The organism is Massilia sp. YIM B02769 (genome assembly GCF_030411995.1).
Taxonomy (GTDB): Bacteria; Pseudomonadota; Gammaproteobacteria; order Burkholderiales; family Burkholderiaceae_D; genus Telluria.
Map to the genome: position 1 here is coordinate 392,775 of NZ_JASNRC010000002.1, position 12,845 is coordinate 405,619.

Annotated in this window: 9 protein-coding genes; 5 read left to right on the forward strand and 4 right to left on the reverse strand. The window is 63.9% G+C overall.

The genetic code is table 11. From position 1 onward, the window contains the following. Positions 1-4: 4 nt before the first annotated feature. From lpdA to aceE, 3 genes are all read right to left on the reverse strand, one after another. Positions 5-1,870, reverse strand: coding sequence for a dihydrolipoyl dehydrogenase (gene lpdA, locus QPK31_RS04550; protein ID WP_290421752.1), 1,866 nt, complete (start codon positions 1,868-1,870; stop codon positions 5-7). 12 nt (positions 1,871-1,882) lie between these two features. Then, positions 1,883-3,217, reverse strand: coding sequence for a dihydrolipoyllysine-residue acetyltransferase (gene aceF / locus QPK31_RS04555; protein ID WP_290421753.1), 1,335 nt, complete (start codon positions 3,215-3,217; stop codon positions 1,883-1,885). Positions 3,218-3,292: 75 nt separating this feature from the next. After that, positions 3,293-5,989: a pyruvate dehydrogenase (acetyl-transferring), homodimeric type gene (gene aceE / locus QPK31_RS04560; RefSeq protein ID WP_290421754.1), complete on the reverse strand. Its 2,697-nt coding sequence runs from the start codon at positions 5,987-5,989 to the stop codon at positions 3,293-3,295. Positions 5,990-6,388: 399 nt separating this feature from the next. Between aceE and folD the strand changes: the two genes are divergently transcribed. From folD to QPK31_RS04585, 5 genes are all read left to right on the forward strand, one after another. Next, positions 6,389-7,297: a bifunctional methylenetetrahydrofolate dehydrogenase/methenyltetrahydrofolate cyclohydrolase FolD gene (gene folD, locus QPK31_RS04565; RefSeq protein WP_290421755.1), complete on the forward strand. Its 909-nt coding sequence runs from the start codon at positions 6,389-6,391 to the stop codon at positions 7,295-7,297. Positions 7,298-7,314: 17 nt separating this feature from the next. Beyond that, on the forward strand, positions 7,315-9,393 hold the full coding sequence (locus tag QPK31_RS04570) for a M3 family metallopeptidase (RefSeq protein ID WP_290421756.1): 2,079 nt from the start codon (positions 7,315-7,317) through the stop codon (positions 9,391-9,393). Positions 9,394-9,703: 310 nt separating this feature from the next. Further along, positions 9,704-10,129 carry a DNA polymerase III subunit chi gene (locus QPK31_RS04575; RefSeq protein WP_290421757.1) on the forward strand — a complete coding sequence of 142 codons (426 nt, stop codon included), beginning with the start codon at positions 9,704-9,706 and terminating at the stop codon, positions 10,127-10,129. Then, entirely contained in the window at positions 10,126-10,626 is a 501-nt protein-coding gene (locus QPK31_RS04580; RefSeq protein WP_290421758.1) for a hypothetical protein, read from the forward strand. Before QPK31_RS04575 ends, QPK31_RS04580 begins: the two co-directional genes overlap by 4 nt. A 261-nt stretch (positions 10,627-10,887) precedes the next feature. Beyond that, positions 10,888-12,024 (forward strand): branched-chain amino acid ABC transporter substrate-binding protein, encoded by a 1,137-nt coding sequence (locus QPK31_RS04585; protein WP_290421759.1) that lies wholly within the window; start codon positions 10,888-10,890, stop codon positions 12,022-12,024. A gap of 356 nt (positions 12,025-12,380) precedes the next feature. Here the strand turns inward: QPK31_RS04585 and QPK31_RS04590 are convergent, their stop codons facing one another. Next, on the reverse strand, positions 12,381-12,689 hold the full coding sequence (locus QPK31_RS04590; protein ID WP_290421760.1) for a c-type cytochrome: 309 nt from the start codon (positions 12,687-12,689) through the stop codon (positions 12,381-12,383). Between the last annotated feature and the right edge of the window lie 156 nt (positions 12,690-12,845).

The window sequence follows — 12,845 nt, forward strand, 5'->3', positions numbered from 1 at the left end:
CAGCTTAACGCTTGCGCGGCGGCGGCAAGTCCGTGCACACGCCTTCGTACGCCTCGGCCGCCATGCCGATCGACTCGCCCAAGGTCGGATGCGGGTGAATCGTCTTGCCGATGTCGATGCCATCCGCGCCCATCTCGATGGCGAGCGCGATCTCGCCGATCATGTCGCCGGCGTTCGTGCCGACGATGGTGCCGCCGATGATGCGGTGGGTCTCGGCGTCGAACAGCAACTTGGTGAAGCCTTCGGCGCGGCCGTTGGCCACGGCGCGGCCCGAAGCGGCCCATGGGAAGTGGCCCTTCTCGACCTGGATGCCCTTCTGCTTGGCTTCGTCCTCGGTGATGCCGGCCCATGCCACTTCCGGATCGGTGTAGGCCACCGACGGGATGATCTTCGCATCGAAATAGGCCTTCTCGCCGTGCGCGGCTTCGGCCGCGACGTGGGCTTCATGCACGGCCTTGTGCGCCAGCATCGGCTGGCCCACCAGGTCGCCGATGGCGAAGATGTGCGGCACGTTGGTGCGCATCTGGCCATCCACGCCGATGAAGCCGCGGTCGGTCACGGCCACGCCGGCCTTGTCGGCGGCGATCTTCTTGCCGTTCGGGCTTCGGCCGACGGCCACCAGCACCATGTCGTACAGCTGCGGTTCCGGTGCGGCGACGCCGGCTTCGGCCGATTCGAAGCTGACCTTGATTCCTTCCGGCAGCGCTTCCACGCCGACGGTCTTGGTCTTCAACATGATGTTGTCGAAGCGGTGGGCGTTGAACTTCTGCCAGACCTTGACGGCCTCGCGATCGGCGCCCTGCATCAGGCCATCCATCATCTCGACCACGTCGATGCGCGCACCGAGGGTCGAGTAGACGGTTGCCATTTCCAGGCCGATGATGCCGCCGCCGATGACCAGCATGCGCTTCGGTACCTGGCGCAGCTCCAGCGCGCCGGTCGAGTCGACGATGCGCGGGTCTTCCGGCACGAACGGCAGCTTCACGACCGCGGAGCCGGCGGCGATGATCGCTTTCGCGAACTTCACGACCTTCTTCGAACCATCAGCGGCGCTGACTTCGATGTGGTTCGGCGAGAGGAACTGGCCCACGCCCTGCACCACGTTCACCTTGCGCGCCTTGGCCATGCCGGCCAGGCCGCCGGTCATGGTCTTGATGACCTTGTCCTTGTGCGCGCGCAGCTTGTCGAGGTCTACGTCCGGCTTGGCAAAGGAGACGCCGAGGTCGGCCATGTGCGCGGTCTCGTCCATGATGTGCGCCACGTGCAGCAGCGCCTTCGACGGGATGCAGCCTACGTTCAGGCAAACGCCGCCCAGGGTGGCGTACTTCTCGACCAGCACCGTGTTCATGCCCAGGTCGGCCGAACGGAAGGCGGCCGAGTAGCCGCCGGGGCCGGCGCCCAGCACCATCATCTCGCATTCGATGTCGACCTGGCCGCTGTAGCTGGCCGCGTTCGGCGCAGGCACGGCGTTCGGGGCGGCGGCGTCGGCTTTATGGGCCGGTGCGTACGAGTCGGTCGGGCCGGCGGCAGCGGTCGGCGCAGCGGCTTGCGCGCCGATCTGCGCGTCCGGCTTGGACGATTCGGCAGGCTTTTCGGCTGGAGCCGCAGCGGCAGGCGCCGCAGCACCCGCGCCGCTTTCCTCGATCATCAGCAGCAGCGAACCTTCGTTCACCTTGTCGCCGACCTTGACCTTCAGTTCCTGCACCACGCCGGCGTGGGTCGACGGGATCTCCATCGAGGCCTTGTCCGATTCCACGGTGACCAGCGACTGGTCGACCTTGATCGTGTCGCCGGGCTTGACCATCAGTTCGATGATCTCGACGTCCTTGAAATCGCCGATGTTCGGGACTTTTACTTCAACAGTACTCATGCTCGGCGCTCCTTACAGAAGGGTCTTGCGCAGGTCGGCCAGCACTTCGGCCAGGTAGGCGGCGAAGCGGGCAGCGCCGGCGCCGTCGATGACGCGGTGGTCGTACGACAGCGACAGCGGCAGCATCAGGCGCGGCTGGAAGGTGGAACCGTCCCAGACCGGCTTCATCGCCGACTTCGACAGGCCGAGGATGGCCACTTCAGGCGCGTTGATGATCGGCGTGAAGGCCGTACCGCCAATGCCGCCCAGCGACGAAATCGTGAAGCTCGCGCCCTGCATGTTGGCCGGCGACAGCTTGCCTTCGCGCGCCTGTGCGGACAGCTCGCCCATCTCGGTGGCGATCTGCGACACGGTCTTCTTGTCGGCTTCCTTCACGACCGGGACCACCAGGCCGTTCGGGGTGTCGGCCGCAAAGCCGATGTTGTAGTACTGCTTGACGATGAGTGCCGAACCGTCTTCGCTGATCGACGAATTGAATTGCGGGTACTTCTTCAGCGCGGCAACCGAGGCCTTGATCACGAAAGCCAGCATGGTCAGCTTGACGGCGGACTTCTGCTTGGCCAGTGCGGCGTTCGAATCGACGCGGAACTGTTCCAGGTCGGTGACGTCGGCTTCGTCGAACTGCGTCACGTGCGGGATCATGACCCAGTTGCGGTGCAGGTTCGGGCCGCTGATCTTCTTGATGCGCGAGAGCGGCACGGTTTCGGTGGCGCCGAACTTCGAGAAGTCGAGCGACGGCCATGGCAGCAGGTCCAGGCCCACGCCGGAACCGCCCTTGGCGGCTGGTGCGGCGGCTGGGCCGGCGGCCATCACGCCCTTGACGAAGTTCTGCACGTCCTGCTGGGTGATGCGGTTCTTCGGACCGGTGCCCGGCACGCGCGACAGGTCGACGCCGAGTTCGCGCGCGAACTTGCGGATCGATGGGGAGGCGTGGGCTTTGCTGGCGTCGCCGGCTGGGGCGGCGGCAGGTGCAGGCGCTGCGGCTGGAGCTGGCGCAGGCGCAGGAGCAGCAGCGGGTGCAGGGGCAGCAGCCGGTGCTGGTGCAGGCGCGGCAGCAGGAGCCGGTGCAGCTTCAGCAGCCGGAGCCGCCGGCGCAGCAGCACCACCTTCGGCTTCCTCGAGCATCAGCACGAGCGAACCTTCGGCAACCTTGTCGCCGACCTTGACCTTGATTTCCTTGACCACGCCGGCATGGCTCGACGGGATCTCCATCGACGCCTTGTCGGATTCGACGGTCACCAGCGACTGGTCGACCTTGATCGTGTCGCCCGGCTTGACCATCAGTTCGATGACTTCGACTTCCTTGAAGTCGCCGATGTCCGGTACTTTGACTTCCACAATGCTCATCGTATTAGCTCCGTTATTTTTGATATGGGTGCACTGGCATGCGCCAGCCACAAGGACTGACGCACGCCATGAGCATTACTGGGTGACCGGATTCGGCTTGTTCGCATCGATGCCGTACTTGGCGATCGCCTGGGCCACGACGGCCTTGTCGATCTTGCCTTCGTCGGCCAGGGCGCGCAGGGCGGCAACCGTCACGTAGTAGCGGTTCACCTCGAAGAACTCGCGCAGCTTGACGCGCGAATCCGAGCGGCCGAAGCCGTCGGTGCCGAGGACCTTGTAGGTGCGGTCTTTCGGCATGTAGGCGCGGATCTGCTCTGCGAACATGCGCATGTAGTCGGTGGTCGCGACGATCGGGCCGCTCGTGTTCTGCATCAGCGAGGTCACGTACGGCACGCGCTGCTCGGCTTCCGGGTTCACCATGTTCCAGCGCTCGGCGTCCTGGCCGTCGCGGGCCAGCAGCGTCAGCGAAGGCGCGGACCAGATGTCGGCGGCGACGCCCCAGTCGTTCTTCAGCAGTTCGGCAGCAAAAATCGATTCGCGCAGGATGGTGCCCGAGCCGATCAGCTGGACGCGGTTCTGCGCCTCTTTATCGCCTTCCTGGAACAGGTACATGCCCTTCAGGATGCCCTCTTCCTGGCCTGGCTTCAGGCCCGGCTGCTCGTAGTTCTCGTTCATGATGGTGATGTAGTAGAACACGTCTTCCTGTTCTTCCACCATGCGGCGCAGGCCGTCACGGATGATCACCGCCACTTCGTGACCGAAGGTCGGGTCGTACGGCAGGCAGTTCGGCACGGTGGCCGCGATGATGTGGCTGTGGCCGTCCTCGTGCTGCAGGCCTTCGCCGTTCAGCGTGGTGCGGCCGGCGGTGCCGCCCATCAGGAAGCCGCGCGCACGGATGTCGCCCGCCAGCCAGACCAGGTCGCCCACACGCTGCATCCCGAACATCGAGTAGAAGGTGTAGAACGGGATCATGGTGCGGTTGTTCGACGAGTACGAGGTCGCCGCGGCGATCCACGAGCTCATGCCGCCCGCTTCGTTGATCCCTTCTTGCAGGATCTGGCCGGCTTTGTCCTCGCGGTAGTACATGACCTGGTCTTTATCCACCGGCTCGTACAGCTGGCCCTGCTGGTTGAAGATACCGATCTGGCGGAACAGGCCTTCCATGCCGAAGGTACGCGATTCGTCGACCAGGATCGGGACGATGCGCTGGCCCAGGCTCGAATCCTTCAGCAGGCTGGTGAGCACGCGCACATACGATTGCGTGGTCGAGATCTCGCGGCCAGGCGCGGTCGGTTCCAGCACGGCCTTGAACGACTCCAGCGGCGGCACGGTCAGCTGCTCGTCGGCCTTCTGGCGGCGCGACGGCAGGTAGCCGCCGAGGGCCGCGCGGCGCTCGTGCAGGTACTTCATTTCAGGCGCGTCGTCGGACGGCTTGAAGAACGGGATCTCGGCCAGCTTGTCGTCCGGGATCGGGATCGCGAAGCGGTCGCGCATTTCGCGGATCGCCTCATCATCCAGCTTCTTCGTCTGGTGCGCGGTGTTGCGCGCTTCGCCCGACTTGCCCATGCCGAAGCCCTTGACGGTCTTCACCAGCAGCACGGTCGGGGTGCCCTTGTTCTCTTGCGCGTTCTTGAAGGCGGCGTAGATCTTGTGCGGATCGTGGCCGCCGCGGGTCAGGCGCCAGATGTCGTCGTCGCTCATGTTGGCGACCATCTTCAGCAGCTCGGGGTGCTTGCCGAAGAAGTGCTTGCGCACGTAGGCGCCGTCCTTGGCCTTGTAGTTCTGGTATTCGCCGTCGACGGTTTCCATCATCACGCGCTGCAGGATGCCGTCCTTGTCCTTGGCCAGCAAGTTATCCCAGCCCGGGCCCCACACGACCTTGACGACGTTCCAGCCGGCGCCGCGGAAATCGGCTTCGAGTTCCTGGATGATCTTGCCGTTGCCGCGCACAGGGCCGTCGAGGCGCTGCAGGTTGCAGTTGACGACCATGACCAGGTTGTCGAGCTTCTCGCGCGCGGCCATGCCGATCGCGCCCATCGATTCCGGCTCGTCCATCTCGCCGTCGCCGCAGAAGACCCAGACCTTGCGCTCGGCCGTGTCGGCGATGCCGCGGGCGTGCAGGTACTTCAGGAAGCGCGCCTGGTAGATCGCCATCAGCGGGCCCAGGCCCATCGAGACGGTCGGGAACTGCCAGAAGTCCGGCATCAGTTTCGGGTGCGGATACGAGGACAGGCCCTTGCCGTCGACTTCGCGGCGGAAGTTCAGCAGCTGCTCTTCGCTGATACGGCCTTCCAGGAAGGCGCGCGCGTAGATGCCCGGCGAGGAGTGGCCCTGGATGTACAGCAGATCGCCGCCGTGGTTGTCCGACGGGGCTTTCCAGAAGTGGTTGAAGCCGATGCCCAGCATGTTGGCGAGCGAGGCGAAGGACGAGATGTGGCCGCCCAGGTCGCCGTCGGCGCGGTTCGCCTTGACGACCATCGCCATCGCGTTCCAGCGCATCCACGAGCGCAGGCGCTCTTCGTATTCGAGGTTGCCGGGGCAGTGTTCTTCCAGGTGCGCCGGGATGGTGTTGACGTAGGCGGTGTTGCTGGAGAACGGGATGTGGGCGCCGCGGCGGCGCGCCAGGTCGACCAGGCGCTCCATCAGGTAGTGGGCGCGGTCGGTACCTTCGTTTTCGATGACCGCCTCAAGCGCCTCGAGCCATTCCTTGGTTTCGAGGGCGTCCGGGTCATTGGCGGCCTGGGCCGTCAATTGGTCGAGTTGAGCTGACATGGTAGTGCGTCTCCTTTTGTGGCCCCACCCCGATCCCCAGATCGCCGGCGGCGGATTTGATGAACAGTTAACGTAATTTAAGCCATCGGATTTTACCAGTGAAGATGGGATTTTTCAAAATACGATATATCATTTCATAATATGGAATTGCGTAGGGTGGACGGGTTTTCCCGTCCACGCGTTCAACCGGCGTGGAATGTCTCGGAAGACAAACTTCCCTCCGATAACCATCGTGGAATGTACCCGTGCGTTGAACGCGTGGGCGGCGCACACGGCACGTTGATTCAAACCTTACGGTGGAGCCGACCACCCTACGAATATGACAACGAAGCGCGGTGCGCGGCGCGCGATACCCGGTGGGCCTTATAATTTCATCTTTGTCCAGTGATGAGTCCCACCATGCCAGCCCAACTGATCGACGGAGTCAAACTTTCCCAGCAACTGCGTGCCGAAATCGCCGAGCGCGCCGCCAAACTCACCGCCACCGGCCAGAAGCCCGGCCTGGCCGTGATCCTGGTCGGCGAAGACCCGGCCAGCCAGGTCTACGTACGCAACAAGGTCAAGGCCTGCGGCGACGTGGGTTTCCACTCGGTCCTGGAAAAATACGATGCGGATCTCACCGAGGCCGCCCTGCTGGCGCGCATCGCCGCCCTGAACGAAGACCCGAGCATCCACGGCATCCTGGTGCAAATGCCCCTGCCCAAGCACATCAGCCCGAACAAGGTCATCGAAGCCATTGCCACCAGCAAGGACGTGGACGGCTACTCGGTGCTGTCGGCCGGCGAGCTGGTCGCCAACCTGCCGGGCTTCCGCCCTTGCACCCCGTACGGCTGCATGAAGCTGATCGAATCCACCGGCTACGATTTGCGCGGCAAGCATGCGGTCGTCATTGGACGCTCGAACACCGTCGGCAAGCCAATGGCGCTGTTGCTCTTGCAAGCGAATGCCACTGTCACCATCTGCCATAGCGCGACGCCGGACCTGGGCTACCACACCCGCCAGGCCGATGTGGTCGTGGCCGCCGTCGGCCGCCGCAACACCGTTACCGCCGACATGGTGAAGCCGGGCGCGATCGTGATCGACGTCGGCATGAACCGCGACGACAACGGCAAGCTGTGCGGCGACGTGGATACCGCCGCCGTGGCCGAAGTCGCTGCTCACATCACGCCGGTGCCGGGCGGTGTCGGCCCGATGACGATCACGATGCTCTTGATGAACACCGTCGAGTCCGCCGAACGCGTGCTCGGCAAGCAACAGGAACGGCTTGCGCCGGCCGCGGGGATGGTCCCCGCGCCGGGCGTCGCATGAACGGAGGAAGGAACCTTATGAACACCAGCAATCCCCTTCTCGATTTCTCGGGCCTGCCGCGTTTCGACCTGTTCCGTCCGGAACACGTCACGCCTGCCATCGAACAATTGATCGCAGAAGCCACCGAGGTCGTCGGCAAGCTCGAAGCGCCGTCGGATAACGTGACCTGGGACAACTTCGTCGTCCCGCTCGAGGAAGCGACCGAGCGTCTGGGCCGCGCCTGGGGCATCGTGAACCACCTGAACCATGTGGCCGACACGCCGGAACTGCGCGCGACCTACAACGAGAACCAGCCGAAAGTCACCGAGTTCTGGACCACCCTGGGCCAGAATGAAGTGCTGTTCGACAAATACAAGGCGATCCGCGCCGGCGCCGAGTACGCCAATTTGTCGCCGGCGCGCAAACGCATCGTCGAGAACGCCCTGCGCGACTTCCGCCTGGGCGGCGCCGAACTGCCGCAGGACAAGAAAGAACGCTTCGGCGACATCCAGGAACAGCACGCCGCCATCTCGACGCGCTTCTCGCAGAACGTGCTGGATGCGACCAACGACTACAAATACGTGGTCGAGAACGAGGCTGAGCTGGCCGGCATCCCGGACGATGCGAAAGCCGCCGCCCGTGCCGCCGCCGAAGCAGAGGGCAAGAGCGGCTGGCAATTCACGCTGCACTTCCCTTCCTACTTCCCGGTCCTGCAATTCGCCGACAACCGGTCCTTGCGCGAAACGATCTACCGCGCCAGCGCCACCAAGGCGTCGGACGCCGGCACCGTGTTCAGCGAACTCGAGAAATGGGACAACACCTCGAACATCGCCCAGCTGCTGAAGCTGCGCGACGAGGAAGCCAAGCTGCTGGATTACCGCAACTTCGCCGAAGTGTCGCTGGTGCCGAAGATGGCCGAGAGCCCCGAGCACGTGATCAGCTTCCTGGAAGACCTGGCGCGCCGCGCGCGTCCGTTCGCCGAGGAAGACCTGGCCGAACTGCGCGCCTTTGCCAAGGACGAGCTCGGCATCGAGGACATGCAAGCCTGGGACGTGGCCTATGCCTCGGAAAAGCTGCGCGAGAAGCGCTACGCGTTCTCGGCCCAGGAAGTGAAGGAATACTTCCCCGAGCACAAGGTCATCGAAGGGCTGTTCAAGGTGGTGCAAAACCTGTTCTCGGTCACGATCAAGCCGGACGACGCCCCTGTGTGGCATCCGGACGTGCGCTTCTATCGCATCGAACGCGATGGCGAGCTGGTCGGCCAGTTCTACTTCGATTTGTACGCGCGCGCCGGCAAGGGCCAGGGCGCCTGGATGGACGATGCGCGCGGACGCCGCATGACGACCGGCGGCATCCTGCAAACGCCGGTGGCCTACCTCACCTGCAACTTCACGCCGCCGGCCACCGTCGACGGCAAGCTGCAGCCTTCGCTGTTCACGCACGATGAGGTGACGACCCTGTTCCACGAATTCGGCCACGGCCTGCACCACATGCTGACCGAAGTCGAGGAATTGTCGGTGTCGGGCATCTCGGGCGTGGAATGGGATGCGGTCGAGCTGCCGTCGCAGTTCATGGAAAACTTCTGCTGGGAGTGGGATGTGCTGCAAGGCATGACCGCCCACGTGAAGACCGGCGAACCGCTGCCGCGTGCGCTGTACGACAAGATGCTGGCCGCGAAAAACTTCCAGTCGGGCATGCAGACCCTGCGCCAGGTGGAATTCTCGCTGATCGACATGCACTTGCACTACGACTTCGATCCGAACAGCCAGCAGACCGTGCAGCAGTTGATCGACGACGTGCGCCAGAAGTTCTCGGTGATGATTCCGCCGTCGTTCAACCGCTTCCAGCATTCGTTCGGGCACATCTTTGCGGGTGGCTACGCCGCCGGGTACTACAGCTACAAGTGGGCCGAGGTGTTGTCGGCGGATGCGTACGCGGCCTTCGAAGAGGCGGTCGAGGCCGGCGGTGGCGAGATCTCGGTGGAGACCGGGCGCCGCTTCCAGCGCGAGATTTTGGCGGTGGGCGGCTCGCGTCCGGCGCTGGAGTCGTTCAAGGCATTCCGGGGGCGGGAGCCGTCGATCGATGCCTTGCTGCGTCACAATGGCATGAACGCCTAAGAAGCACTCCAGCGCATCCCGTACGGTGGGCACTCCGTGCCCACGCGAATGCCTGCATGGTGTTGGCGCTGATCGATCATGCGACGGCGAAATATCGCCAACGTATCAAATGATCATTTGGAAACGCCAGCTCATAGCGGGATGTTCGATTCAAAATCTGCCAACACTGTGCGCAATTCCGCGTGGGCACTTCGTGTTTGAGGCCCCCGGCCTCAAACACCCCACCGTACGGGACATTTTGCCGACCCTTCGCCTTTCTCGATCGACGCAAACTCACCATCCCCTGCTGCGCCGGTTTACAATCCCATCCATGACCCGGATCGACTTCCACACCAACATCCCCGACAAGCTGATCTATGCCTGCCGCCTGGCGCGCAAGGCCTGGTCGACGCGCGCCAAGGTCGTGCTGCTCGCCGAAGACGCAGCCCAGGCCGCCGCCCTGAACGACGCGCTGTGGACGCTGTCGGAGACGGATTTCATCCCCCACGTGCTGGCCGGCGACCCGCTCGCCGCCGAGACCCCGATCATCGTCACCGACCGCGAAGACGTCGACCTGCCGCACCACGAAATGCTGGTCAACCTCACGCGCCGCACGCCGGCCACGTTTGCCGAGTTTGCCCGCGTGTTCGAGATCATCTCGACTGACGAGGCGGACGCGGCAGCCGGCCGCCAGCGCTACGTTGCCTACAAGAAGCAGTCCTACCCGCTGACCCACTTCGTCGCCAACCAATCATGAACAAGAATCCAGCCTTCGATAGCAGCATTCCCGTGTTGACTGAAGTTGTGCTGGAGCCGTTCGTACTGGATCCGGTGCCGCCAGCCAGGCCTGAACCCGCGCCCGAGGAACCGGCCGTCGAGGCGGCGCCGATTCCCGCGCTGGAGCCGGCGGCCGATGCGGCGCCGGCGGAAACGGAACCGGTGTTCGAACCCGAGCCGGCAGCCGAGCCCGCACCGCTTGCCGAGTCGATTCCGCAGGCAGCGCCGATGCCCGCCTCGGAGACCACGCCGGAGCCGGCTGCCGAGGCCGCTCCAGCGCCCGCTGCCGAACCCGACTGGGACGAACTCGAACGCCGCATCGCCGAACGCGTGCTGCAGCAGCTGCAAACCCAGATCGACGCCATCGTCCGCACCGCCTTGTCCTCGGCCAACGACCAGATCCAGCAAGGCGTGCGCCAGGCTGTCGAGCAGGTCGTCGCCCAGCAGGTCGCCTCCGTCCAGTTCGGCCGTTCGTAGGGTGGGTACTCGTACCCACCGGTGCGGTTCGAATAAATAAGCATCCTGCTGGTGGGTTCGAGAACCCACCCTACGCGCCCATTCAGGGCAGACACGCCATCTTTTTGCGCACCGCGTTCCTCCCCCGCCCCACCGCCGGGCAGCCCCTCTTTATTGCTTTCCCAAGCCTGTAAATTGTTGTACCTTTTGCTCTGCATTTATCCAAAACAGGCGCATGCTGGCGGTTCGCACGCTGACGCCAATCCACCTATCGGAGACCGTATGACCACGAAGTGCATTCCGTTTGCCGTCGCGTTGCTGGTTGCCGGGAGCGCCAGCGCCCAGCAGGTTGTGAAGATCGGCCACGTCAGCCCGACCTCGGGTCCGGTGTCCCACCTCGGCAAGGACATGGAAAACGCCGCGCGCATGGCGGTCGAGGAACTGAATGCCAAGAACATCGTCATCAACGGCCAGAAGATCACCTTCCAGCTGGTGGCCGAGGACGACGCCTCCGATCCGAAGCAAGGCACGGCCGTGGCCCAGAAGCTGGTCGACGCCAAGGTGAAAGGCGTGATCGGGCACCTGGCGTCTGGCACCTCGATTCCGGCTTCGAAGATCTACAACGACGCGGGGATTCCGCAGATTTCGCCGGCCTCCACGTCGCCGCTGTACACGCGCCAGCGCTATGCCGGCGCCTTCCGCGTGGTGGCCGACGATGCCAAACTGGGCGGCACGCTGGCGCGCTATGCGGTCGATACGCTGAAGGCGAAGAACATCGCCGTCATCGACGACCGCACCACCTATGGCCAGGGAGTGGCCTCGGAGTTCGCGAAGAACGCCAGGGGCACCGGCGTGAAAATCGTCGGCAAGGAATTCACCAGCGCCACCGCCACCGACTACACGGCGATCCTGACCTCGATCCGCGCCAAGAAGCCCGACTTGATCTTCTTCGGCGGCATGGACGCGGTGGCGGGACCGATGCTCAAGCAGATGAAGAACCTGGGCATCACCGCGAAATTCATGGGCGGCGACGGCATCTGCACCGATGCCCTGGGCCGGCTGGCAGGCGACGCGGTTGGCGCCGAAGGCAAGGTGATCTGCGCCGAAGCCGGCGGCGTGACCGGCGCCGCGCAGGAAAAGAACATGACCGACTTCCGCGCCCGCTTCAGGCAGAAGACCGGGCAGGACGTGCAGCTGTATGCGCCGTATGTGTACGACGCGGTGATGGTGATGGCGACCGCCATGCAGAATGCGAAGTCGGTCGAGCCGTCGAAGTATTTGCCGGAGCTGAAGAAGATCAGCTACAAGGGCGTGACGGGGGATATCAAGTTCGACAGCAAGGGCGATATCGAGAATGGGGCGCTGACCTTGTTCACGTATCAGGGTGGGAAGAAGAGCAAGCTGGATGTGATTCGTTGATCAAAGCCGTTACCCGTCGAATGGTCGGCCTTGCACCGGACTCGTACATTCAACCGTACGGTGGGCACTCCGTGCCCACGCGGTTACGTGCGACTCCGTTCTACGTTGGCGGTGGCGTTTCGCTCGCGGAGTGTGCAAGAGGCCCGCGGCTTCGGCTTGGGGTTACGAGCGACATATCGCCGCAGGCGGTGCAAGGATGAGCACGTAACCGCGTGGGCACTTCGTGTTTGAGGCCCCGCCTCAAACACCCCACCGTACGGGTCGAGCCAACAATTTTGACGACGGCCCGATAACTCATCGGACGAAAAAAACGCGCCTGGCTCACGCCGGCGCGCTTCATCGCGATGCTTCTGAAATTACTTGGTCGCCAACACCCACTTCACCAGGCTGCGCGCTTCCGCTTCGCTCACCTGCGGGTTAGCCGGCATCGGCACCGGGCCCCATGCGCCCGAGCCGCCCTTCATGACCTTGGCCACCAGCTTGTCTTCGGCGCCCTTCTGGCCGGCGTATTTCGCGGCCACGTCCTTGTAGGCCGGACCCACCAGCTTGGTTGCCGCGGCGTGGCAAGCCATGCAGTTCTTCGCTTTCGCCAGGTCGGCTTGCGCGAACGCGCTCGAGGATGCGAGGGCCGACAACACTACGCACAACATCAGGGACCGTTTCATCTAGGACTCTCCATGGTTAATGCCCGCATTTTACCGCGTTTCCCAGCGGGGATAAGTCATCGTCACACTCTGTAACGACGCTTACGTTTTGAGGGAGGCGTTTCCGCCACACCCGATTATTTTGCCACAGAGCACTGAAAACGCTTGTAAGATGGC

What these genes read in the sequence shown, in the direction of transcription:
- QPK31_RS04570 (WP_290421756.1), top strand. Translation starts at nt 7,315, where the DNA reads ATGAACACCAGCAATCCCCTTCTCGATTTCTCGGGCCTGCCGCGTTTC.
- aceF (WP_290421753.1), bottom strand. Translation starts at nt 3,217, where the DNA reads ATGAGCATTGTGGAAGTCAAAGTACCGGACATCGGCGACTTCAAGGAA.
- QPK31_RS04575 (WP_290421757.1), top strand. Translation starts at nt 9,704, where the DNA reads ATGACCCGGATCGACTTCCACACCAACATCCCCGACAAGCTGATCTAT.
- lpdA (WP_290421752.1), bottom strand. Translation starts at nt 1,870, where the DNA reads ATGAGTACTGTTGAAGTAAAAGTCCCGAACATCGGCGATTTCAAGGAC.
- QPK31_RS04580 (WP_290421758.1), top strand. Translation starts at nt 10,126, where the DNA reads ATGAACAAGAATCCAGCCTTCGATAGCAGCATTCCCGTGTTGACTGAA.
- QPK31_RS04590 (WP_290421760.1), bottom strand. Translation starts at nt 12,689, where the DNA reads ATGAAACGGTCCCTGATGTTGTGCGTAGTGTTGTCGGCCCTCGCATCC.
- aceE (WP_290421754.1), bottom strand. Translation starts at nt 5,989, where the DNA reads ATGTCAGCTCAACTCGACCAATTGACGGCCCAGGCCGCCAATGACCCG.
- folD (WP_290421755.1), top strand. Translation starts at nt 6,389, where the DNA reads ATGCCAGCCCAACTGATCGACGGAGTCAAACTTTCCCAGCAACTGCGT.
- QPK31_RS04585 (WP_290421759.1), top strand. Translation starts at nt 10,888, where the DNA reads ATGACCACGAAGTGCATTCCGTTTGCCGTCGCGTTGCTGGTTGCCGGG.